Genomic DNA, 24,206 nt, shown 5'->3' on the forward strand with positions numbered 1-24,206 from the left:
CCGGCCGTCCCGGCCCGGCTCCATCCGTGAGCATCCCCCCGCCCTCACACCCGGCGGCGGCGCAGCCCGCGCCGGGCCGGCAGCAGCGCCCCCGCCCAGGCGACGGCGGCCGTCACCGCGCCCAGCACCGCCGCGTGCACCGGGTCGAGATACGGCAGGGTGTGCGCGGCCGTGTGGCCGAAGGCGAGCAGCGGTACGGCGGCGACCGCCGCGCCCACCGCGAGGCCGGCCAGCACGACGCAGGCCGTCTCCGCCCGGAGCATCCACCGGAGCTGGTTCCGTCCGGCGCCGACCCGCCGCAGCAGGGCCAGTTCGTCCCGGCGGCCCGCGGTGACGAGGGCGAGCGTGGTCAGTACGGTGACCGCGGTCAGCGCGCCGATCGCCCCGACCGCCACCACCGACACCGCCGACCCGGCCCGCTCGTCCTCCGGGACGAGCCGCTCGGGCTCCGGTGAGGTGTCCACCCGGGCCCCGCCGATCCGGGCCACGGCGGCGCGGACCGCCTCCCGGTCCGCGCCGGGGGCGGTGACGACCAGGACCCGGGCGGGTGCGGGCGCCGACATGTGCCGGGCGAGTTCGGCGGAGGAGAAGAGGAAGTCGCCGAGGGCGAGGGAGTTGCGGTGGACGGCGGCCACCCGCAGCTCCCGTTCGACGCCGTCGCCCATCCGGAGGGTGACCCGGGAGCCGGGCCGCAGCTCCAGTGACGCGGCCCGGTCCTCGCCGACGGAGACCGTGCCGGGGCGGGCGAGCCGGGCGAACTCCCCGGCGACCGCGCCCGGGTCGAGGGTGCGGGAGAGTCCGGCGGGGGTGACCCCGAGCACCTGGAGCCGCCGGGCGACGGGGGCTCCGGCCTCCTTGCCGGTCAGTACCACCGTGCTGCGCAGAATGTCGGTGGCGACCGCGACACCGGGCACCGCGCGCAGCCGCGCCGCCTCGGTCCCGGTGACCGAGAACTGCGCGCGGAGGGCGTGTGCGGCCTGCTGGTCGGCGGCCCGCTGCATGGTCGCGCCGGCCGAGAGCTGCACCCCGGCGAAGGCGGTCATCAGGATGACCGGGGTGATCGCCGCGCCGTGCCGGGCCGCGTTGGCGGCACCCGACGCGGCGGCGAGCCGGCCCGCGGGGCCGCCGAGGCGGCGGAGCGGACCGTTGAGTACGCGCAGGGCGCCGCGGGCGATCCACGGTCCGAGGACCGCGCAGCCGGCCACCATGGTCACGGCGGCGGTGCCGACCATCGCGGCGGCGGTCTGGCCGCTCTGGAGCGCGGCGGTGCCGGACGCGGCGGCCCCGCCGGCGAGGAGCAGGATGCCGGTGATCCGGCGCCCGGTGCCGGGGGCGGCCGGGGGCTTCTCCCCGGCGCGGGCGAAGGGCACGACCAGCCGGGCCACCCCGGCGGTCAGCGCGGCGGTGACGAGGACGCCGGGCGGCAGCCACCAGGGGGTGGGGAGTTCGAGCCCGCCGGGCAGGACGTCCCGGGCGCGCAGCCATGCCATCAGCGCGAGATGCGCGGGGACCGCGAGGGCCGCGCCGGCGAGCGCGGCCACCGTCGCGACGGCGGCCACCTCGCGTCCGGCGGCGGCCCGGATCTGGCGCGGGGTCGCGCCGACCGCCCGGAGCAGCGCGAGTTCACCGGCGCGCTGGCGCAGCGCCTGGCCGACGAGGGAGCCGAGCACCAGCACGGCGATGATCAGCACGGTGCCGCCGACGGAGGCGAGCATGCCGATCAGCCCGTCGCGGGCGGGGGCGGCGGCGAGGTGTTCGGCGAGCCCGCGGCCGTTTCCGGTGAGTACGCGGGGGGCTTGGCCGGCCGCGAGATCGCGGATGTCCGCCCGTTCGAGGGCCGCGCGGACCCGGGTGTGCAGGGCGGCGGCGGTGACCCCCGGCTCGGCGGTGATCCCGATCGCGTCGACGGCACCGGACCGGCCGGCGAGCCGCCGGGTCTCGGCGGCGGTGAGCCAGACGGTGCCGGTCCCCCCGGCGGTCCCGGTGATCCGGAGCGTACGGGTGTGGCCCCCGGCGGCGCGTACGGTGACGCGCTCGCCGGTGCGCGGGCCGAGCCCGGCCGAGACCACGGCCTCGTCCGCCGTGCGCGGGGCCCGGCCGTCGCGAAGGGTGTGGGGCGCGAGGACGGCGGCGGCCCAGGGCCGTCCCTCGGCCGGGACACCCGTCTTCCGGGCGCCGCCCGTCAGGGTCAGTGCGACCGAGCTGTCGGGGACGGCGGCGCGTACGCCCTCGACCGCGCCGAGCAGCCCCGCCGTCCGCTCCGGCAGCCGCACCCGCTCGGTGAGCGCGGCCCGCGCGGTGGTGCGCTGCCCGCCGAACTCCTGGGCGGTGTGGCTGGTGCCGTGGTCGCCCGCGACGACCAGATCGGCGGCGGCGTACCGGTCGACCCGGGCATGACCGAGCGCGGCGGACCCGACGGTGAGCCCGGTGGCGCCGAGCAGCGCCGAGGTCAGCACGACGGCGGCGAAGACCGGGGCCCATGCCTTGCGGTGGGCGCGCAGCGAGCGCCGGGCGAGCAGCCGTACGGCGTCGACGGGCTTCCGCGCCCGCCGCCGCGACCTGGCGGGTACGGGACCGGGGGCCGGCGGGCGGTCCGCCGAACCGGGCGCGGGAACGGGGGTGTTCACCGTCGCACGGATGCTCATCGGCTCTCCCCCAGACCGCGCAGCATCCGGCGGACCCGCCCGGCGTCCGGGCCGGTCATCAGATCGGCGACCCGCCCCCGGTCCAGGAACAGCGCCTCGTCGGCCCACTCGGCCGCGACCGGGTCGTGGGTGACGAGCACCACCGCCCGCCCGGCGTCCGCCGCCCGCCGCAGCAGTGCGAGCACCACGGCCGCGGTCTCCGGGTCGAGCGCGGCGGTCGGTTCGTCAGCGAAGATCACATCGGGCCGGGTGACCAGCGCCCGCGCGACCGCGACCCGCTGCCGCTGACCGCCGGAGAGCCGGTCGGGGGTGTCCCGCGCCCGGTCCGCGAGCCCGACACCGTCGAGCGCGGCGAGGGCCCGCCCGTCGTCGGGGACCCCGGCGAGGAGGAGCGGCAGGGCGGCGTTCTCCAGCACGGTGAGGGACGGCACCAGATTGAGCGACTGGAAGACGAAGCCGATCCGGTCGCGCCGCAGCCGGGTCAGTTCGCGGTCCCGCAGCGCGGCGAGCGGCTGCCCGCCGACCGTGACGGTCCCCGAGGTGGGCCGGTCGAGCCCGGCGGCGCACTGGAGCAGGGTCGACTTCCCGGACCCGGACCGCCCCATGACGGCGACGAACCGCCCGGCCGGCACGGTGAGACTCACCCCGTCGAGCGCGGCCGGCCCCTCCCCGTACACCCGCCCGACCCGGTCGAGCGCGAGCGCGGCGGATGGGCCGGCCGGCCTGTCGAGTGTGCTTCCGCCGCCGCGCTGCCGCCTGAACATTCCCCGCGCCCCCTGGTGATGGTTCTCCGTCACCGCTGACGCTAGGGAGCCGGGGGCCCGGGCCCCAGACAGCACGCACCCGGTCCGGGGGTGGAGTCCGCTACACCCCGGGTCAGTCGGTGTAGAAGTCGGCGCTCGCCGGCCGCACGGGCCAGCGGGCGGCTCCCCGCCGCGTCATCGGATAGCGCACGGAGAAGAGTTCCGCGCTCATCCTGATGTCGTTCACCTCCACGACCAGCGGTCTGCCGTCGATCCTCACCGTCGACGACCGGACGATCCGGAGCACCGGCACCCCGGGCGGCAGCAGCAGTGCGGCCGCCTCGGCCGGGCTCGGGGTCACGGCGGTCACTTCCTCCTCCCAGAGGATCGGCTGCTCGGCCCACTCCTCGATCCGGTCGTAGATCCCGCCGAGCCCCGAATCCCCGGCGAGGACGGGGAGGGCCTCGACCGCCTCCGGATGGAGCCAGCTGTCCGTCAGCTGCCGGTGCGCCTGATTCCCGGGATCTCCGTTGAGCCGCTTCCTGACCACACCGGGGGTTCCGGGCGTCACCCCGAGGACTATGGCGATGTCATCGGGCACGGGCTCGGTCACCACGGTCGTGCCGGTGCCCGGCACCAGCCGCCAGTGCTGAACGTTCGCGCCGGAGTAGTAGCCGAGATGGTCTCGCTCCATGCCCCTGGACCGGGCCAGTCGGGTCACGGGCCGCTCCCGGACAGTCGTCCCCGAACGCCCTCCCCGGTACTCGACGAGCCCTTCCCGCTTCAGCAGGTTCAGGGCCTCTCGCGCCGTCTGGCGAGATACCCCGTGCTCCTCGATCAGGTCGGTCATCGTCGGCAGCCGGTCGCCAGACCTCAGCTCCGCACGCTGGATGCGACCTCGCAGCTCAGCCGCGATCTCTTCCGCGGTGCGCGCCATCCGGCGCCTCCTCTCCACGTCATCCCTATGAGTGACTCCACCTTACGTGCTAGCAGATATGGCTTGACTGCCGGAGCAGGCCACGCCACCATCAACAAATCATTAGGTGCTAGCACCTAATGATTTCGCGGGCCGGTCTTCACCGCCGCGTTCCGCGCGCCCGCCCTTCACCGACGGAGACGTGGCCCCGGGGTTGCGCCCCCGAGGCCACTGCGGGCCATCCACCACCGAGAGGGGCACGACCCATGTCCGACGGTATCGCTCCGGAGGGATTTCCCGTGGAAAGAGACGACTTGGCGCCACTGTCGTACGGGACACCCGGCACATCGACCGCTCCGGAGCGCTGGTGATCATCACAGAGGGCACCGAGACCGGCTTCCGCACGGACTTCACCGGCGAGCTCGCCGAACTGGGCAACCTGCGCCGCGCCATCCGGAAGGAGCTGACCGAATGGGGCCTGGAGAGGCTGACCGACGATGCGGTCCTGGTCATCGACGAGCTGTTGGCCAATGTGCACGAACACTCAGGCGGAACCGGCGAACTGAACATCGCACTCGGCAAGGATCGACTGATCGTCAGGGTCAGCGACCCCGACCCCACACCCCCCACCCCGCGAACACCCGCCGTCACGGCCGAATCCGGCCGAGGGCTGCTCCTGGTCGACGCGCTGACCGATCACCGGGAGACGGTGATCACCGACATGGGCAAGACCGTCGTCTGCACCTTCCGGCTCGACACGGAGCACCCCCCGGTTCAGCCCTGACACGCGGGAGTTGACCCGCCCGGGGCGCGACTCCGCTCCGGAGCCGCGCCCTGGTTCGCGGTGGATTTCCATCCGATACCCGCTCGGTCTTTCATTCCATTTCGCGGACCCCCTGGCCAGATCGGGGGACGGCATGTTTACAGTAAGCCAAGCCTAACCAAACTTGGCGTGCCCGAAGGGCCCACTGCCAGCACGAAAGCAGACCGCACATGATCAGCTCCATCGCTCAGCGCCGCCGTGTCGCCGCCCTGGCCGCCGCTCTCGCCGGTGCCGTGGCCCTCACCGCTTGCGGCGGGTCCGACTCCGGCTCGGAGGACACCGCCGAGAAGGGCGGCGACAAGGCCGGGGTGCGCACCGTCAAGACGGCCATGGGCGATGTGAAGGTGCCGGCCGAGCCGAAGCGGGTCGTCGTGCTGGACACCGCCGAGCTGGACTCGGTGATCACGCTCGGGGTCAAGCCGGTGGGCGCGACCACGAGCGACACCCCCTCGGGCTTCCCGGAGCACCTTCCTGCGGACAAGGTCGAGGGCGTCAAGCTCGTCGGCGACATGAGCGCCCCCAACATGGAGGCCATCGCCGCGCTCAAGCCCGACCTGATCCTCACCAGCAAGCTCCGCCACGGCGACAAGTACAACGAGCTCAAGGCCATCACCGCCACGGTGATGACCGAGGAGACCGGCCTGCCGTGGAAGGAGAACTTCCGCGTCCACGCGACGGCCCTGAACAAGGAGGCCGAGGCGGACAAGGCCGTGGCCGACTACACCGCGAAGGTCGCCGAGGTCACCGCGGCGCTGGGCGGCAAGGAGAAGGCCGCGGGCATCGAGGTCAACATGGTGCGCTTCGTCGAGGGCGCGGATATCCGCCTCTACGGCAAGGAGAACTACATCGGCACCATCCTCAAGGATGTCGGCCTGGGCCGCCCGGCCATCACCGACACGGCCGAGGACGGCTTCATGCTGAACCTCAGCCCCGAGAAGATGGACCAGGCCGAGGCCGATGTCATCTTCCACTCCACCATCGGTGACCCGAAGAAGGCCAAGGCGACCGAGGTGCTCGGCGGTTCGCTGTGGAAGAACCTCGGCGCGGTGAAGGCCGGCAAGGTGCACGCCGTGAAGGACACCCTGTGGATCCAGGGCATCGGCTACACGGCCGCGAACCTGATCCTGGACGAGCTCAGGACCGCGCTCACCAAGTGACCCCGCCGCGCGGATGACCGTGCGGCACACCTGAGCATGCGCACGGACAGCACCGTGCCGGGGCCGCTCCCGGAGACCGTACGTCTCCGGGAGCGGCCTTTCGCGTACCCCGGGGAGCCGGGGACGGCCCGGCGCTCAGCCCGCCCAGACGTCCTCGACGTACCGCCCCTCGGCGATGAGGGAGTCGAGCCAGGATTCCGTCTCCGCCGGGCTCTCGCCGGTGTGGACGGCGCGGACGGCGCGGAAGGCGTTGCGCACCGCGGGTGCCATGGCGCGGCCGTCGCCGCAGACCCTGATGTGCGCACCGGCCTCCAGCAGGGGCCCGAGCTCGGCCGATTCGCGCAGGATGCGGTCCTGGACGAACTGCGCGCCGTCGCGCGGGGCCCGGGAGTGGACCGGGCGGAGGCTCACCGCGTCCCGCTCCTCGGCCGCCTCCAGTTCGGCGCGGTGCAGATAGTCGGCGTCCGGGTGGTCGCAGCCGAAGTACAGGAAGAGCGGGGCCCGGCCGGCGGCGGGCGCGGCGGCCCGGTCGGCGACGGCCGCGCGGAAGGGGGCCAGTCCGGTGCCGGCGGCCACCAGGATCACGGGCACGGCGGGGTCGGCGGGGAGCCGGAAGGGGTCCGCGCAGGGGGTGACCCGGCCGTACACGGTGTCGCCGGGGGCGAGTCCGGCGAGATGGGCGGCGCCGGTGCCGAGGAAGGTGCCCTCGCCCCGGCGGTGCGGTACGGGAGCGGCGGCGACCATCAGATCGACGGCGCCCGGGGCGAGCGCGGGCGAGGAGGAGATGGAGTAGTACCGGGGGGCCATCGGGGTCAGGACGTCGAGGAGTTCGGCCAGTGAGGGCCGGCAGGAGGGGAAGCGCTCCAGCAGATCGGTGACGGTCGCGCCGTCCCCCGCGCCGGCCAGGGCGGTGAGGGCCGCCCGGTCCGGCGGGCAGGGGGAGAGCGCGGCCAGGGCGGTGAGCTGACCGGCCGTGGCGGGACGGGTGAGCTCGGTGAAGCGGGTCAGCAGGGTGCGTACGGTCAGGGGCCGGCCCACCGGGAACCCGCCGCCCCGGTGGGGGCCGGCCGGACGGAGCACCACGGTCCGGGCCGGGTCGAGTCCGAGGATCCGCGCGGTGCGCTCCACCGGTTCCGCCGGGTTCTCGGGCCGGACGAGGAGATGGTCCCCGGTGCGGTAGGCCGTGCCCTCGGGGAGGCGGAGGGTGAGAAAGCGCTTCGAGCGGCCCAGCGGGTGGGCGAGATCGCAGAGTTCGGCGGTCTCGGTGACGGTCAGGGGGAGCAGCCCGTCACCGGCGTCCGGCAGGCCGGGGTCCGCCGGGGCGTCCGGGGCGTCCTCGACCGTGTGGCGGGGGCCGGCCGGGGCCTCGGGCGCGTCCGCCGCCGGCGCGGGGACGCCGTACCGGGCGAGCAGTCCGGACCAGACGAGCCCGCTCCAGCGCCCGGTCTCCGCCGCGACGTCGCCGGAGACGTCGATCGCCGCGCGCGGGGCGAGGGCCTCCCCTCCGGCGGCGGCCATCCGCTCGTCGACCAGGGTGGGGATCCGCTGATAGGTGGCGGACCAGTTGCGGTCGCCGACGCCGAGGACCGCGTACGGGATCCCGGCCGGCGGGCCGCCGCTCTCCAGCCAGTCGACGAACCGGCCGGCGTCGTCGGTGGGCCGGCCGTTGTACGAGGCGGTCACGATCAGCACCGGCCGATCGGGGGCGAGGGTGCCGACGGCGTCGTCCAGCCGTGCCGGGACGGTGGTGAAGCCGAGCCGGGCGCCCTGTTCCGCGAGGTCGGCGGCGAGGGTGCGGCAGGTGCCGAGGTTCGATCCGTACAGCACGGTGACGGTGGTGCCCGGGGCGCGCAGCCCGGCGGTGCCGGGGTCCGCGGGGCGTACGGCGGCGGGCTCGGTCCTCCGTACGGCGCCGGCGCGGTCGCGCACGGTGCGGCGTACCGGGGTGAGGGTGAAGCCGTCCGGCTTGAGGGTCAGTGTCTCCTTGATCTTCAGCTGGTAGCCGCTGTGGTCGATCAGCCGGTAGCGGTGGACCAGCAGACCGAGCAGCAGGGTCGCCTCGTGGAGGGCGAACTGGCGGCCGATGCAGGAGCGTTCGCCGCTCCCGAAGGGCTTGTAGAGATGCGGGCCCCGGCTCTCGATCCGCTCGGGGGTGAACCTGCCCGGGTCGAAGAGCTCGGGGTTGTCGCCCCAGCCGGGCTGCCGGTGCAGCATCGGGGTGATGACCACCGCGCCCTGGCCGCGGGATATCGGATAACGGCCGCCGATGACGGTGTCCTCCAGGGCCTCCACCCCGAAGGCGGGCGCGGTGGGCCAGAGGCGGAGGGTCTCATTGAGCACCTGCCGCAGATAGCGCAGCCTGCCGACGTCCTCGTACGACGGATCCGGGTCGGGGTCGTCGCCCCAGAGGGCGTCGGTCTCGGCCTGCGCGGCGGCCAGCACCTCCGGGTGCTTGAGCAGATAGTGGAGGGCGAAGGAGAGCGCGCCGCTGGTGGTCTCGTGCCCGGCGATCAGGAAGGTGATCACCTGGTAGCGGATGTTGGTGTCGTCCAGCGGCTCGCCGGTCTCCTTGTCCACGGCGTGCAGCATCAGTCCGAGCAGGTCCTCGGGCTCACCGGCGTCCGGCCCGGACTCGCCGGCCCCGGCGCGGCGGCGGCGCACGATGTCGTCGACGAGGGAGTTCATCGAGGCGATGTCGGCCCGCTGGCGCTTCTCGGCCCCGGCGTGGAGGAAATCGAGCCCGGGGATGAAGCCGGCCTTGCGCTGCGCGTGGTCGAGGGCGCGGACCATGGCGGAGATGAAGGGGTGCGGCTCGCTCCGGCCGAAGCAGTCGAAGTCGTGGCCGAAACCGCAGAGTCCGATGGTGTCCAGGGTCAGCCGGGTCATGTCCTCGGCGACGTCCACCGGCTTCCCGGCGCCGGCGTCCCAGGCGGCCAGCAGCCGCCGGGCCGCCAGCAGCATCGTGGGGTGGTAGGCGCGCAGGGCGTTGAAGGAGAAGGCGGGCATCAGGATGTTGTGCGCCTTGCGCCAGTTGGGCTCGTGGCCGAGGGCGGTGAAGAGCCCGTCGCCGCCGAACTCCCGCACCGGCTCCAGGCCCTTGATGGACTTCCGGAAGCGGGTCTCGTCGCACAATTCGGCGACCAGGTCCTCGCCGGAGACCATCAGGCTCTCCTCGCCGAAGAACCGCAGGGTGTAAATGGGGCCCAGGGCGCGGGCCTCCTCCATGGCGAACTGGGTGAAGGCGTCGTCCGGGACCCGCAGCGCGTGCCCGAGGACGGGGATGGCACCGCGCTCGGGGACCGTTCCCGGGAGCCGGCGCCGGGCGGGGGCGGGGGTGGGGACCGGGGTGAGGTGCGGGGCCGGGCGGGCCGCCGCGCGACTGGCCGTATCCCGCACTCCGGTACGGCTGTTCGGGCCCGCCGGGCCGGAATTCGGGTCCGGCCCCGGGTCCACCGGGCCGGGCTGCGGACCCGGCCCCGGGTCCGGCTTCGGGTCCGCCGTGCCCGGCTTCGGGCCGGTCACATCCCTCAGGTCCGCGGAGCCCGGCCGTCCGGCCGGGTTTGTCGAGATCGGCGATTTGGTGGAGTCCATCGTCCCTGCCCCTCGGAGGTGGTGGCACGCGCATCGGTACGGCCGGGCGGCACGGAATGGCGCGACGCCGTGCCCTCGGCTTCGGGCACCACCCTACAAGCGACTTTGTCAGGTGACAATGTCGCCTGACATGAGCGCTTGACTATGTCGCTATAGTGGCCGATATGGCTCATGTATCCGCCGCCGAGCGCCGACCCCAGCTCATCGCCGCGGCCATCGACCTCATGTCCCGCGAAGGGGTGGCGGCGGGCTCGACCCGTGCCATCGCGGCCGAGCTGGGAGTGGCCCAGGCGACCGTGCACTACACCTTCGGCTCCAAGGAGGATCTGTACCGGGCCGTCCTGGAGTCCCTCACCGCGGATCTGATCACCGGAATCCAGAAGGCGGTGGAGCGCGCGGCCGACCTGGAGGAGGCGCTGCGGGCCACGGCCGACGCCTTCATCATCGATCTCGGCGACCGGCCCGATCTCAGTCTCCTCTGGTTCGAGCTGATCGCCTTCTCGCTGCGCTCCCCCGAGCTGCGGGAGGTGGTGGCGAAGTACCACCAGGACGCCTCCGAGATCGCCACCACCGCTTTCGCCCGGATCGCCGAGCGGACCGGGCAGGAGTACGCCGTACCGCCGGGTGAACTCGCCGGCTTCCTGCTCAACGGACTCGACGGAGCCTCGCTGTCCTTCCTCATCCGGGGCGAGGACACACCGGGCGAACGCACCCGGCGCGACCTGGACCAACTGGTGCGCGCGACCCTCACCCTGGCCGAAGGCACCGCACCGGCGGCGAGCGGCACCGCTCCGGCGGCCGGCTGACACCGGCCCCCGGCCCGCCCCTGCGGGCAGGGGCCCGCCCGCTCAGGAGAACAGTTCGGCGAGGAGCTCGGGGCCGACGGCGATCGGGGCGGGGCGGTACGCGGGCGGGCGCACCCCCTTCAGCTCGCGCACCAGGAAGTCCCAGCAGCGCTTGCGGACCTCGGCCAGGCAGTCGATGAAGGTGTGCTCGGCCCCCGGCACGATGAACAGCTCGAAGTCCTTGCCGGCGGCGACGAGCCGGTCGGCCAGCCGCAGTGTGTGGGCCGGGTGGACCTGGTCGTCCATCTCGCCGTGGATGAGCAGCAGCCCGCCCGCCAGCCGGTCCGCGATCTCCGCGTTGGAGGTGCGGGCCCATGCCCCGGGGTTCTCCGCGCCGTCGTAGGTCTCCACGAAGCCGGCGTTGAAGCAAGGGGCGTCATGGGAGCCGGAGAGCGCGACGCCCGCCTTGAACACCTCGGGGAAGTCCAGCATCGCCCGCGCCGCGGCGAAGCCGCCGCCGGAGTGGCCGAGTACGCCGATCCGGTCCAGATCCATCCACGGCCGGGTCACGGCCAGTTGCCGCAGCGCCGCGACATGGTCGGCCAGACCGCCCGCGTCGGCGAGGTTCCCCTGGGAGGCGTCATGGAAGGACTTGCTCCGCCCCGGGGTGCCCCGGCCGTCGATCGCCACCACCACGAAACCCAGCGCCGCGACGGGCTCCGCGTCCATGCCCATGCCACCGGGGTCGAAGCCCGGGGAGACCCGGTTGACCTGCGGGCCGGGATAGACATGGTCCACCACCGGGTAGCGCTCGGCGGGGTCGAACCCGCGCGGCCGGTACAGCACTCCGTAGATGTCCGTGACCCCGTCGGCCGCCTTGACGCGGAACCGCTCGGGCGGGGTCCAGCCGGTGGCGGTGAGCCCGCTGATGTCCGCCCGCTCCAGCTCGGCCAGCACCCGCCCGGACCAGTCGCGGACACGGGACACCGGCGGGATGCCGACCGCGGACGCGGAGTCGATGAAGTACTCCCCGCCCTCCGCGACGGTGACGGCATGGTCCAGCCCGTCGTCGGTGAGCTCGGCGAAGCCGGAGCCGTCCAGGCCGGCCCGGCACACCGTGCGCCGGTACGGGTCCTCCTCCACCAGCCCGGCGGCGGTGAAGTACACCACCCGCGCGGCCTCGTCGACGCGCAGGATCTCCCGTACGGCCCACGGCCCGGAGGTGACACGGCCGAGGAGCGCGCCGGTGGCCAGGTCGTACCGGTGGAGATGCCCCCAGCCGTCCCGCTGGGAGTACCAGAGCACCTCACCGGCCAGCACCCGCACGATCGGCGGCTCGAACAGCCACTGGTTGGGCTCCACCCGGGTGGCACCGCTCTCGCTGAGCACCTCGGTGACTTCGCCGGTGGCCGGGTCCATCCGGCACAGGGTGAGCGTGCGCAGGTCACGCGGCTGGTCCAGGTAGTACACGGCCGAACCGTCCGCCGCCCACCACGCCCGCCGGGCGGCGATCGGCGACATCTGCGGCATCAGCAGCGGCTCGGCCGCCGAGCGGACCACCGTGCCCTCGGCGACGTCCAGGACGACCAGCTCGGCCAGTGGCAGGTGTTCGTCACCGGGGTGGGCGTACCGCCGGGTGTGCAGCCGGGGGGCGCCGCCGTCGGCGGGCCGGGATTCCACGAGGTGGGTCTCGCGGACGGCGCGCTCGTCGGTCCGGTGTGTCAGCACCTTCGCCGAGTCGGGCGACCAGGCCACCGCGGGCGGCAGATGCGGCAGTCCGATCTTGCGCAGCAGGGTGGAGTTGGCCGTACTCTCCGGACCGGTGCCGTACTGGTGGCCGGGCGCGCCGTCGGTGGTCAGCGCCCACTCCCGGCCGTCCGGGAGCGAGCGCGCCCACAGATCGTGCCCGCGCCGGGAGACCGCGAGTCTCCCGTCCGGGGAGACCACCTCCAGCGGGTTGCCGGGCGGGGTGAACTCGGCCCGCTCGCACGCCCAGTCATCCGTGCGGCAGCGCCAGTACTCGCCGAACGCGAAGAACTCCACGGCTTCCCCGGTCAATTCGACGGCCGCGAACGGCAGGGCGGCGGGGTCGGCCGGCCGGCCGGAGGCGGCGGTCAGCCCGGCCGCGAGCGCGGTGTGGTCGAAGGCCGGCGCGCGGGTGCCCGCCGCCGGGTCGACCAGGACGAACCGTCTGGCGGAGTCGTTCCCCACCGCGTAGTGGAAGCGGGCGCCCCCGTCGATCCACCGCGGCCTGATCCTGTCACCGACGACCAGCTCACCGGGGCTCACGGTTCGGCGCAGCAGCTTCTCCGCGGCCCGGTAGTCCTGAGTGGTGCTCATGTTTTCTTCCCCTTGCCGGTGTTGGTGTCGGTCGTGACGGGCGGAGCGGTGCCGCTTCTCAGAGGCTGCGGGCGCTGATGTCGCCGTGCGCGGTGGTCGCGTGGATGTGCAGACCGGCGGCGGCGCCCTCGGTGTTGGCGAGCGCGTTGCGGATCCGGCCGTGGGTGGTACCGGCGTCCAGGACGGCGGAGACCCCGCGGGCGGCGCCGACCGACACGTCTCCGGACTCGGTCCGCACCACGACCGTGCCGCTCACCGCCTCGGTGATGCGGATGTCGCCCTTGCGGGTGGTGATCTCGGCGCCGCCGCCCAGCCGGCCGACCGAGACGTCGCCGGCGTCGAGAGTGAGGCGCGCGCTCGCGGCCTCGTCGAGCTTGACCGAGCCGTGCGCGCCCTGGAAGGTGACGTCACCGAGGCGCCCGACGCCCCGGAAGTCGATGTCGGCCGCCGTCAGCCCGACACGGGAGCCGGCCGGCAGCTGCACGGTCACCTCGACCGATCCCGACCGGCCGGTGATCCCGTTCTCCGCCGGCGCGGCGGCGATGCGCAGGACGCCGTCGCGGCAGCTGACCTCGGTGCGCTCGGCCGCCTTCACATCGCGGCTCCTCGCGGCGTCCGAGGGCAGCACCTCGACCACGGTGTCGGCCCGGTCGGCGGCGATCAGACGGACCCGTCCGGCGGGGATGTCGAGGACGGCGGAGACGGCGGTGGCGGTGGCGAACTTCTGCATGGTGTGCTCCTGCACTTCTGCGCTTCCTTGTTTCTGACATTGGAAACGCTACGTTGCCTTCACAGATCGAGGCAATGCGTTCGCCGCGCAGAATCATCATTAATGCAGGTGAGAGGCTTGCAATCGTTGCAGCGGCGCTATTTCTAACGCAACGATCATCAGCGGTTCGTTGCATTGGAAGGGAATTGAACGCTACGCTCGGCGCATCGGGGAACCATGAGGGGAGACGCACGGTGCCGGGAGGCAGACTTACTCAGCAGGAACGTCGGCAGATCGCGCTGGGGCTGGCCGACGGGCTCGCCTACGCGGAGATCGGCAGGCGTCTCGACCGTCCGACCTCGACCGTCACCCGTGAGGTGATGCGCAATGGCGGCCCGGCCGCCTACCGCGCGGATCTGGCCCAGCAGGCCACCGAACGCCGCGCCCCCCGGCGCACCCGGCCGGCGCCCCGGGCACCGAAGGCGCCCCCGCCGGCGCACGGCCGCGACCCCGAGGCGGTGCGCGGGTTCGAGGAGCTGCTCGCCGGCATCTTCATGCAGTCGGGGCTGCCCAGGATGACGGCCCGGGTGCTGGTCTCCCTCTACACCACCGACACCGGCAGCCTCACCGCGTCCGAGCTGGTCCAGCGCCTCCAGGTCAGCCCGGCGTCCGTCTCCAAGGCGGTGGCGTTCCTGGAGAGCCAGGGCCTCATCCGCCGGGAGCGGGACGAACGCCGCCGTGAGCGCTACAACGTGGACGACGACGTCTGGTACCAGTCGATGATCGCCACCGCCCGCTCCAACGCCCGCCTCGTGGAGGCGACCCGCCAGGGCGCCGGCGTCCTCGGCCCCGGCACCCCGGCCGCCGCCCGCCTGGAGAACATCGCCCGCTTCGTCGACTTCGTCGGCGAGAGCATCGTCCGCGCGGCGGAGCAGGCCCGCGAGATCCTCTCCACGAAACCGGACGCGGCCCCGCCGGCCGCGACGGGCGAGGGAGGCGGGCACGAGCCGTCCTGAACCGGTGGCGGGGGCGATGCCGGTGCAGATGCCGGTGGCGGGGCCGATGCCGGGGCAGGCCGGCGGATGCACCCGGTCCGTGTCCCCGGAATCCCGGACGGCTCCGGCGCGCGCGGGCCCTCGGCGCCGCCGGATCCGTCCGAGTACATCCGGTACGAGGACGCCCCTCCGTCTCGGGATCGCATGCCCCGCCCGCGCGGCCCTTCCCGGGCGGGCACTCCGCCTGCCGGCTCGGCGGAAGACCAACTCCCCCGGCTCACCCGGCGGCCGGATCCCGCCGGCGCGCCCGCGCGCCGATCCGGGAGCCCACCCGGCGGCCGGGGTACAGGCCGGAGCCCGGGTACGGGCCCTTTCCCGCCCGGCCGCCGGGCCGGTCGCCGCGGCGGTGATCCGGAGCACGCACGGCCGGTGCGCGCTCCGCGCCCACTCCGTACGCTGACTCATACGCGGAGCCGCATGCCGCCGGTTGCGCACGGGGGAGTGAGCGGGGGAAGGGAGCGTGCAGTGGCCATGGGGGAGTTACCACCCGCATCGGGTGCTGGATGTGTGCGTGTGCTGTCGTCGCGCGGAACGGTGCACGGTGCGGGGGTTGTGGTGGCGCCGGCGCTCGTCGTCACCTGTGCCCATGTGGTGAGGTCCGCGCTGGAGGCGGGCGGCCCGGCGCCGGACGGGAGTCCGCCGGTGCTGCTGAGCGCCGAGGGGCCGGCCGTCGGCGCGAGAGTTCCCGCCGGAGGCTGGTTCCCGGGGCCGCTGGCGGGCGGGGTGTGTGTGGATCTGGCGGTACTCGTCCCCGACGCGCCCCTCGCCGCCGCACCCGCGCGGCTCGGCTCGTGCGGTGAACCGGGCGGGCGGGAGGTGGCGGTGTACGGGTATCCCGCCGCCGCGCCGCACGGGTTGTGGGCGCCGGCCCGGCTGGGCGAACACGGCGGACCGCACCGCGAGTGGGTCCGGCTGGCGGACACGGGACCGGCCGGGGCGCGGATCGGGCACGGATTCAGCGGTGCCGGGGTATGGGATGCGGCGACGGACCGCGTCATCGGACTGATCACCGCCGTCCGCGGCGAACAGGGGCCGGGTGAACGGGGGCCGGGCGGACCGGGGCCGGGTGAACGGGGGCCGGGTGAACCACAGCCGGGCGGAGGCCGGCCCGGCGGAACACGGACCGGCGGTACACGGCCCGCCGAACCGGGGCCGGGCGCACCGCACACCGGCGCACCGCCCCCGGCCGGCACCGCCTGGATGCTCCCGATGGAGGCCGCCGTCCGGCTCTGGCCGGCCCTGGGCGCGGAGGCGGGCCCGCCGTTACCGGCCGCCGCCACCGGCCCGGCGATGGCCCCGGACGGCCGGCCCCGGCAGCGGCCGGGGAGCGCGGCGGGCGCGGGCCCCCGCACTCTCACCCCTCTTCTCCCCTCCGACGGCGACCGGTTCGAGATCGCCGACGCCCTGCTGCGGATCCCGCAGCTCGCGGACGACCACGCCGCCGTACTGCTCCGGCTCCTGCCGCCCGCCATCCGGCACAACATCCAGCGCCATTCCCGGGCGCGGATCCAGCTCTTCTACGCCATCAACACCTGTGCCGACCACCGCGAGGGCCGGAACGCGCTGATCGCCGCCGTGCGGCTGGCCGGTGACGAGTCCGAGCCCGCGCGGGCCGCGCTCGAACTGCTCGACCGGCTCTGGCCCGGCGATGCGTCCGGAGGTGGGTGGTGACCGGGCACGGCTGGTATCCGCCGCCCATCGTCCTGGACGCCCTGGTCAGCGTGCCGGTGCTGGAGGACACCGGGACGATCCGGCAGTGCGTGCGGATGGTGGAGCACATGCTGGGGTGCGCGCTCGGGCTGCCGGAGAACAGCCGCCCCCGGCCCTATCTCTCGGCGCTGCTGACCGCGGTCTGCCCCTATCCGGAGGGCCTGCGGATCCTCGGCTACGCGGTGGGCCAGATGGAGGGGGACAACCTCCACATCGCCCGGCTGCGCACCGCCATCGCCGCGGCCGAGGTGCCGCTCTTCGGGGAGGCGGAGTGGAGCAGGCTGATGCAGCTGCTCAGCGGGCTCACCGTGCCGGAGACCTTCCGGGTGTACCAGGATTTCCTGAGCTCCCACGCCGATCCGCCGCCGCCGCACTGCACGCAGCCATGGCTGGCGGTGCTGCATGCCGCCACGCTCAACGCCCGGCCGGGGCAGATACTTCCCTGTGTCGGCCTGGTCGCGCACTTCGCCCGGTACGCCGCCGAGGGGCACCGGCAGAAGCTGATGGCCTGGGTCGTGGAGCACAGTGTGCGCCCCTCCTCCTATCCGTACCGGACCGCCGAGCCCCCTCCGTACACCTGCGAAAACGGCACCGGAAACGGAACCGCGCACGGCACCGGGTACGGAACCGGAACCGGGTACGGAACCGCGGGCGGAACCGGATTCGGGCTACCGGTCGACGCGTTCACCCACGCCGCTCCCGCTCCCACCGCCCCGGCGGCCCACGCGCTCGCCGGCCCGGCCGCACCGGATCCGCGGCCGCCCGGCCCCGGTCACTCCCCGCCCGCCGCCGGTGTCCCCGGCGGGGCGGCGCGCCCGCCGGAGCACGTCTGGCAGCCGGACGCCCTGCTGCTGATCCGGCTCCGGCCGCTGCCGGACCCCGCCCACGACGGCGAACGGCTGCTCACCTACTGGTGGCGCCGGGGCGGGCCGGAGCCGTACCCGGTGCGCGGCGGGGATCTGCGGATCGCGCTGGACGATGTGCCCGACCGGGTCCAGGCCCTGGTGGAGGAGGCCGAGACCGGGTGGGCGTACTTCTACAAGAGCGATCTCACCCTGGAATTCCTGCTCCCGCGCGAACTGCTCCAACTGCCGGTGGAGCGCTGGGCGAAGAAGGGCTTCGAGGGGGCCGATCTCACCCTCGGCGAGGACCATCCCGTACTGCTGCGCAGTCTGGAACGGATGGAGCGCACCGACACCCACGGCCGCTGGGGCAGGCGCTGGGACGCGCTGCGCGACGGCAGCGCGGGCCCGGTGCACTGGTTTCCCGACGACGCCCGCTCCCGGCTGCTCTCGGATCCGCCGCCCGCCGTGGTCGTCCTCAGCGGGCCGCCGCGCCGCCGGAACACCGCCGAGACCGGCCTGGACGAGCTGGGCGAATCCCTGCGCGCCGGGGTGCCCATCGTGGTCTGGGACCGGCGCGGCGGGCACAGCGACCCGAAGTTCCGGCTCGCCCTCGCGGAGCTCATGAGCCGGCACGGAGTGGGACGGCTCCCCGCCGAGGTCAAGCTGTTGCGCATCGGCGCGCGGGACCGCGATCCTACGGGTGAGCTCATGCCCACACTCGGTCACCATATCGCCCTCCTCTGGGACGATCCGTACCGCTTTCCCGGGCGCCGGGAGGTGGAAGCGGAGCGTTCCGCCCAGGAGGACCAGAGGGGGAGGACGGGACACGATGCATCCTGACGACGGCCTTGCACGGGAGGGGCGTTCGCCCGGCGACGGGGGTGCGGAGCCGTTCGCCGCTCCCTTCCCCGAGTCCGCCGCCGGGCTCGTCAAAGGCGTCGCCGGCGGCCCGCCCGGACCACAACCGGAGGCAGGAGCGGAGGCGGAAGCGGAGGACGCCCGGCCGAGCTGGTGGATCTACCAGGGGACCGGCCGGCCGCTGACCGGCGCGAGCCTGGGCGAGCTGCTGCCGCCACCGCCTCCGTGGCGCCGCTTCCAGGGCACCCCGGTCCTTCCGCCACCGCCGTCGGACGACGAGGAGATCGAGCGCAGGCTGGGCCGGTTCGCCCAGCTGACCACCACCTCCCGGCAGGCGCGCCGCGAGGCGGACATGGTCAACGCCGCGCTCCATCTCCGCCGCCCGCTGCTGGTGACCGGCCGCCCCGGCACCGGGAAATCCGCCCTCGCCTACCGGATCAGCCGGGAGCTCCGGCTGGGTCGGGTGCTGCGCTGGCACATCACCAGCCGTACGACCCTGCGGGCCGGGCTGTACGAGTACGACGCCATCGGCCGCGTCCAGGACTCCGCCGCCCTGCGTGCCCGGGAGCCGGAGGCCGGGCCGCCGCAGTCCGCCGGACTCACGCCGAACGGGCGCACGGTGAACGGCGGTTCCGGCCCGCCGGCCGGATACACCGCGCCGGGCGCCGGGGACCCGCTGCCCGGGATCGGGGACTATGTCCAGCTCGGGCCGCTCGGTACGGCACTGCTCGCCCACGAGGCGCCCCGGATCCTCCTGATCGACGAACTCGACAAGAGCGACCAGGACTTGGCGAACGACCTGCTGAGCGTCTTCGAGGAGGGGCAGTTCGCCGTGCCGGAGCTCGTGCGGGTGCGCCGCCGGGAGCCCCGGGTGACCGTGATGACCGACGATCCGCACGGCAGCGCGGATGTGGTCGGCGGGGTCGTCCACTGCCGGGCCTTCCCCATCGTGGTGATCACCTCCAATGGTGAGCGGGAGTTCCCGCCCGCCTTCCTCCGCCGGTGTCTGCGGCTGCGGATGCCGGATCCGGACCGCTCCCAGCTCGTGGACATGGTCGCCGCGCATCTGACCCGGTCCGCGGTGAGCGGCCCCGGGACCGAGGATCTGATCACCCGGTTCCTCCAGCGCAGCCGCGAGCGCGGCGGGCTGGCCGTGGACCAGTTGCTCAACTCGGTTTTCCTGGCGACCTCCGGACGGCTCACCGAGGGTCCGGAGGAGTACGGCCCCGGCGGGGACGGCACCGTCGGCGACCGGCAGGAGGCGCTTCAGGAGCTGGTGGAGGCGTTGTGGCACCGGCTGGACGGTGCCGAGGAGGAAGCGGGTCCGGGATGACTCCGCCACCGTCCGGAAAACCGCCGGAGGAGCCGGCGGGAGGGCCGCTCCCGTCCGGGGAGCGGTCCGGGGAACCGTACGGGCGGCGGTCCGGACGGCCGCCCGGGAAACCATCCGGGAAACCGTCCGGAGAGCCTGCCGGAATGCCATCGGGGACACCGCCCGGGTGGCCGCCAGCGGGCCCGTCCGGGATCCCCGCCGCTCCCTCGGACCGCGCCTCCGAGCGCCCGGCACAGACCCCGAGCTGGTCCGAACTGGCCGACGCGCTCTACCTCGCCGCCTGCCGGGACGCCGCCGAACCGCCGCGTCCCGCCCCGGGCGGGGAGCCCCCGCCGGCGGACTCCGGACAGCACCGGGATCCGCCGGAGCACCCCCCGCCCGGCGGCGGCTCCGGGACACCCGAGGCGGAACCGCCGGGCGGCGCGGCCCCCGGCGCCCGGGGCGGCACCGGGGCCGCCGCCGCCGGGCTCACCGGCGGTCCGCACGGCGCGCGGCACCCCGCGGAGTCCGGCGACTGGACGGCGGCGCCCCGGCTGGCGCACTCCCTCGCGCTCGGCCGGGCGCTGCGGCCCCTGCGGCTCTCCCGCGCCTCGCCGCACGAACAGGAGCTGGACGAGGAGTCGACCGCCGAGCGCGCCGCCGTCGACCGGCTGTGGACCCCGGTCTGCCGGTCGGTTCCGGAGCGGCTGCTCGATCTGATCCTGCTGGTGGACGCCGGTCCGCCGATGGCGCTCTGGCGCCAGACCGCCCAGCAGCTGCGCGAACTGATGGAGCAGACCGCCGCCTTCCGCACCGTGCGGCTGGTCCGGTGGGATCTGGACGGCGCGGTGGCCCGGGGCGGCCCGGCGGTCGCGGCGCAGGCCGGGGAGCGCCAGCTCCTGCTGGTGGTGACGGACGGCGGCCATGCCGCCTGGCGCGACGGCCGCGCGGCGAGCGCGCTGCACCGGCTGGCGGCCTCCTCCCCCACCGCCGTACTCAGCCTGCTGCCGCAGCACTTGTGGGATCTGACCCTGCCGACGGTGGTGCGCACCCGGCTGCGCGCCACGGCGCCGGGCGCGCCGAACCGGGCCTATGAGACGGCCGGCGCCGATCTCCCGGCGGACGGCCCGGGGCCCTGGCCGGAGCCGCCCGCCGCGCGGTACGGGGCCGGCCGGGCCATCCCCGTACCCGTGGTGGAGCTGCGGCCCGATCCGCTGCGGCGGTGGGCGCGGCTGGTGCGCGCGGCCAACCGGGCCGAGTGGCACAGCCTGGCGACCCTGCTCACCGGCCCCGAGGGCGATCAGCGCGCGGAGCTCGCCGAGACCGGTGCCGAGCTGTCCGTACCGGAGGAATCGCCCGTGCCCGAGGGACCGGGGGCGACCCGGGCGGCGCGGGCCGCCGCGACGGTGCGCCGGTTCCGGGCCGCGGCCTCGCCCGCCAGCTATGTACTGGCCCGGCGGCTGGCGGCGGTCCCGCTCAATCTGCCCGTCATGCGGCTGCTCCAGCAGCGGATGCCCGAGGCGGGGTTCTGGAATCTCGCGGAGATCGTGCTCCGCGGTCTGGTGCGCCGGACCGGCGCCCCGGCGGACATCGAGGACGCCCACCGGGTGACCTTCGACTTCCCCGAGGGCGTGCGCGAGGAGTTGCTGGCACTCGGCAGCCGGGCGGAGACTCTGGGCTCGCTGCGCGAGGTGCAGCACCATCTGGGCCCCCGGCTGGAGGCGGTCTGGGGTGCGGGCGGCGCCGCGCTGGTCTCCCCGGACGACGAGGCCGCCGAGCCGCCGCTCACCGATCAGACCCGGCCCTTCGTCTCCCATCTCCACACCGCGCTCTGCGCGCTCTCCGGTCCCTTCCTCGGCCGGGCCGACCAGTTGGGGCAGTTGCTGCGGCAGGCCCGGCCGGGCGAGGGCACGGACGAGGGCCATGACGGCGGACCGGGGACGGGACCGGGAGAGGACCCGGGTCGCGGCCCGGGGACGGGACCGGGAGGGGACCCGGGTCACGGACCGGGGACGGGACCGGGACCCGCCGCCGGCCCGGAGTCCGGTACGGGTGCCGGCCCGCACCGGCCCCCGTCCGCACCACCACCACCGCACCCGCTCCCCGGCACACCGCCCCCGTACGGAAGCGGCCCCGCCGCCGCCCGGACTTCCCCCACGGGCACTCCCGCACTCCCCGAGCGAGAAGGAGACACCGTGTCATCCGGCCTGCCGGGCGCCTCGGGCCCCGGCCACCCGCCCCGCATCCTCGGGAACCTCCCGCAGCGCAACCGGAACTTCACCGGCCGGGAGAGACTCCTCGACCTGCTCGGTGAACGTCTCTCCGGCGGCACGACCGCCGTGCTGCCGGAGGCCCTGCACGGCATGGGCGGGGTCGGGAAGTCCCAGATCGCCATCGAGTACGTCTACCGGCACAGCCGTGAGTACCGGCTGATCTGGTGGATCCCCTCCGAGCAGGAGAACCAGATCGTCCAGTCCCTCATCGAGCTGGGCGAACAGATGGGCCTCCAGGCGGGATCGCAGGTCAGCGCCGTGCCCGCGGTGCTCCGCGCCCTGCGCCGGGGCGAGCCGTACGCGGACTGGCTGCTGGTCTTCGACAACGCCGAGAACCCCGAGGAGGTCTCCCGGTACTTCCCCGGCGGCGGGCCCGGCCGGGTGCTGGTCACCTCCCGGAACTCCGAGTGGTCCGCCACCGCCAATTCGCTGGAGGTCAATGTCTTCACCCGCGGGGAGAGCGTCGCGCTGCTGCGCCGCCGCAGCCCCCAGCTGACCGAATCCGCCACGGACATGCTGGCGGCGGCGCTCGGGGACCTTCCGCTCGCGGTCGAACAGGCGGCGGTCTGGCTGGCGGAGACGGGGATGCCGGTCCGGCAGTATCTCGAACTCTTCGAGCGCAAGAGGGACGAACTCCTCGCGTCCGACGCCCCGGCCGACTACGAGATGCCGGTCGCGGCGGCCTGGAACGTCTCCCTGGAACGGCTCCGGGAGGACCGTCCCGACGCCCTCCATCTCCTCCAGGTCTGCGCCTTCTTCGCCCCCGAACCGATCTCCTGGGAGCTGTTCTCGGCGGTGCGCGGCGTCTCGGTGCCGCCCGCGCTCCAGTCCACCCTGGACGACCCGATCAAGCTCAGCCGGGCGGTGCGCGAGATCGGGCGGTACGCCCTGGCCCGGATCGACCACCGGCAGAACACCATCCAACTGCACCGGCTGGTCCAGCGGGTGCTCGTCGAGCAGATGGAGCCCGAGCAGCGCGAACAGATGCGGCACGCCGCCCATCAGCTGCTCTCCAACGCCGACCCGCGCAATCCGCAGCGGGCCGCCCACTGGCCCCGCTACTCGGCGCTCCTGCCCCATCTGCGCGCCTCCAACGCGGTCGAGTGCGAGGAGGGCTGGACGCGACGGCTGGTCCTGAACGAGGTGTGGTTCCTGCGCAGCCGGGGCGACTACAACGCGGCCCTCGCGCTGGGCGAGCAGGCCGCCGAGATCTGGCGCCGGCATCTCGGCCCGGAGCACGAGGAAGTCCTCGCCATCGACCAGCAGATCGCCGAGACCCTGCGCGAGCAGGGCAGCGATCTGGCCCGCTCCTACAATCTCCAGTCCGCGCTGCTGGAACGCTTCCGCGCGGTCCTCGGCGACGGCCACGAGGATACCCTCCAGGCGCACAGCTTCATGGCCAACCACCACCGCCACCGGGGCGATTTCTACCAGGCCCGGGAGATGGATCTGCGGGTCTACGAGACCACCACCCGCGAATTCGGCCCGGACGACCCGGCCACCCTGCTCTCGGCGCACAACTACGCGGTGAGTCTGCGGCTGACGGGTGACGCGGAGGCCGCCCGCGCGCTGGACCTGGACACCTGGCAGCGGCGGATCGAGGTCCTCGGCAGCGACCATCTGTACACCCTGACCACGTACAACGCCTATCTGCTCGACCTCCAGGAGGTCGGCCGGTACGAGGAGGCGCTGGAGGGGTACGAGGAGCTGGTCGTCGGGATGCGGGAACAGTTCGGCGAGGACCACTGGTTCACCATCCAGGTGATGCGCAATCTCTGTGTCACCCGGCGGAAGAAGGGCGACCACAACGGCGCCCACGAGCTCTCCTCGTACGGGATGCGGCTGGTCCGCAAGCGCTTCGGCGAGCAGGGCCGCAGCTTCATGCAGATGGCGCTGGCGCATGCGAGTACGCTGCGGCGGCTCGGCCGGTACCGGGAGGCGCACGATCTGTGCGCACAGGTGCTCGGCCTGCACCACGCGAAGTACGGCCGGGAGCATCCGCACAGCCATGCCATCGCCATGAACCTCGCGGTGATCCTGCGGCTGCTCGGCGAGCCGGACCGGGCCCGGGTCATGGATCTGGAGGCGGTGGACGGGCTGACCCGCACGCTGGGCGCGGAACATCCGCGCACCCTGCTGGCCCGGATGAATCTGGCCAGTGATCTCTTCGCGCTGGGCGACCACGAGCAGGCGCATGCCATCGACGCGGCCGTCGCACGGCGGCTGGAACAGCTGCGGCTGCGCCATCCGGCGAATCTCGGCGTCCATCTCAATCTGAGCCTGGATCTCAAGGCGCTGAACCGGACGGAGGAGTGCCGGATCGCCTATCTGAAGGCGGTGGCGCTCCACCGGGAGCTGCTGGGCCCGGACCACCCGGCGACACGGGACGCGGAGCAGGGGTTCCGGGCCAACGCGGACATCGATCTCACATCCGTGTAGCCGGG

14 protein-coding genes are annotated in these 24,206 nt (G+C 74.2%); 8 read left to right on the forward strand and 6 right to left on the reverse strand.

Going from position 1 to position 24,206, the window contains the following annotated elements; all coding sequences use genetic code 11:
• Positions 1-44: 44 nt before the first annotated feature.
• From AAFN69_RS01540 to AAFN69_RS01550, 3 genes are all read right to left on the reverse strand, one after another.
• On the reverse strand, positions 45-2,645 hold the full coding sequence (locus AAFN69_RS01540) for an FtsX-like permease family protein (protein WP_347726375.1): 2,601 nt from the start codon (positions 2,643-2,645) through the stop codon (positions 45-47).
• The gene (locus tag AAFN69_RS01545) at positions 2,642-3,409 is read right to left on the reverse strand and encodes an ABC transporter ATP-binding protein (protein ID WP_347726376.1); all 768 of its coding nucleotides are present in this window, start codon (positions 3,407-3,409) and stop codon (positions 2,642-2,644) included. The genes AAFN69_RS01540 and AAFN69_RS01545 overlap by 4 nt, the downstream gene beginning before the upstream one ends.
• A gap of 112 nt (positions 3,410-3,521) precedes the next feature.
• Positions 3,522-4,325 carry a GntR family transcriptional regulator gene (locus AAFN69_RS01550; RefSeq protein ID WP_347726377.1) on the reverse strand — a complete coding sequence of 268 codons (804 nt, stop codon included), beginning with the start codon at positions 4,323-4,325 and terminating at the stop codon, positions 3,522-3,524.
• A 346-nt stretch (positions 4,326-4,671) separates the two neighbouring features.
• Here AAFN69_RS01550 and AAFN69_RS01555 point away from each other — a divergent pair, with 346 nt between their 5' ends.
• Both AAFN69_RS01555 and AAFN69_RS01560 read left to right on the forward strand, forming a co-directional pair.
• Positions 4,672-5,088: an ATP-binding protein gene (locus AAFN69_RS01555; protein ID WP_347726378.1), complete on the forward strand. Its 417-nt coding sequence runs from the start codon at positions 4,672-4,674 to the stop codon at positions 5,086-5,088.
• Positions 5,089-5,297: 209 nt separating this feature from the next.
• On the forward strand, positions 5,298-6,284 hold the full coding sequence (locus AAFN69_RS01560; protein WP_347726379.1) for an iron-siderophore ABC transporter substrate-binding protein: 987 nt from the start codon (positions 5,298-5,300) through the stop codon (positions 6,282-6,284).
• Positions 6,285-6,419: 135 nt separating this feature from the next.
• On the opposite strand, the gene AAFN69_RS01565 is transcribed toward AAFN69_RS01560, so the two are convergent.
• Positions 6,420-9,875, reverse strand: coding sequence for a cytochrome P450 (locus AAFN69_RS01565; protein ID WP_347726380.1), 3,456 nt, complete (start codon positions 9,873-9,875; stop codon positions 6,420-6,422).
• 164 nt (positions 9,876-10,039) lie between these two features.
• Here AAFN69_RS01565 and AAFN69_RS01570 point away from each other — a divergent pair, with 164 nt between their 5' ends.
• Positions 10,040-10,681, forward strand: a complete 642-nt coding sequence (locus tag AAFN69_RS01570) for a TetR/AcrR family transcriptional regulator (protein WP_347726381.1) — start codon at positions 10,040-10,042, stop codon at positions 10,679-10,681.
• Positions 10,682-10,723: 42 nt separating this feature from the next.
• Here AAFN69_RS01570 and AAFN69_RS01575 read toward each other — a convergent pair whose 3' ends face one another.
• Positions 10,724-13,000 carry a DPP IV N-terminal domain-containing protein gene (locus AAFN69_RS01575; RefSeq protein WP_347726382.1) on the reverse strand — a complete coding sequence of 759 codons (2,277 nt, stop codon included), beginning with the start codon at positions 12,998-13,000 and terminating at the stop codon, positions 10,724-10,726.
• A 58-nt stretch (positions 13,001-13,058) separates the two neighbouring features.
• Entirely contained in the window at positions 13,059-13,730 is a 672-nt protein-coding gene (locus AAFN69_RS01580) for a DUF4097 family beta strand repeat-containing protein (protein WP_347726762.1), read from the reverse strand.
• 233 nt (positions 13,731-13,963) lie between these two features.
• On the opposite strand from AAFN69_RS01580, the gene AAFN69_RS01585 reads away from it, so the two are divergent.
• The 5 genes from AAFN69_RS01585 to fxsT all read left to right on the forward strand — a co-directional run bounded on the left by AAFN69_RS01585 (position 13,964) and on the right by fxsT (position 24,201).
• Entirely contained in the window at positions 13,964-14,725 is a 762-nt protein-coding gene (locus AAFN69_RS01585) for a MarR family transcriptional regulator (RefSeq protein WP_347726383.1), read from the forward strand.
• A gap of 591 nt (positions 14,726-15,316) precedes the next feature.
• The gene (locus tag AAFN69_RS01590; RefSeq protein WP_347726384.1) at positions 15,317-16,435 is read left to right on the forward strand and encodes a trypsin-like peptidase domain-containing protein; all 1,119 of its coding nucleotides are present in this window, start codon (positions 15,317-15,319) and stop codon (positions 16,433-16,435) included.
• The gene (locus AAFN69_RS01595; protein ID WP_347726385.1) at positions 16,432-18,159 is read left to right on the forward strand and encodes a hypothetical protein; all 1,728 of its coding nucleotides are present in this window, start codon (positions 16,432-16,434) and stop codon (positions 18,157-18,159) included. The genes AAFN69_RS01590 and AAFN69_RS01595 overlap by 4 nt, the downstream gene beginning before the upstream one ends.
• Positions 18,149-19,510, forward strand: a complete 1,362-nt coding sequence (locus tag AAFN69_RS01600) for a MoxR family ATPase (protein WP_347726386.1) — start codon at positions 18,149-18,151, stop codon at positions 19,508-19,510. Before AAFN69_RS01595 ends, AAFN69_RS01600 begins: the two co-directional genes overlap by 11 nt.
• Positions 19,511-19,653: 143 nt before the next feature.
• A complete protein-coding gene (gene fxsT / locus AAFN69_RS01605) occupies positions 19,654-24,201 on the forward strand; it encodes an FxSxx-COOH system tetratricopeptide repeat protein (protein ID WP_347726387.1) in 4,548 nt (1,515 codons plus the stop codon).
• Positions 24,202-24,206 lie beyond the last annotated feature (5 nt).

It is taken from the genome of Streptomyces sp. CAU 1734, assembly GCF_039888735.1.
Classification (GTDB): domain Bacteria; phylum Actinomycetota; class Actinomycetes; order Streptomycetales; family Streptomycetaceae; genus Streptomyces.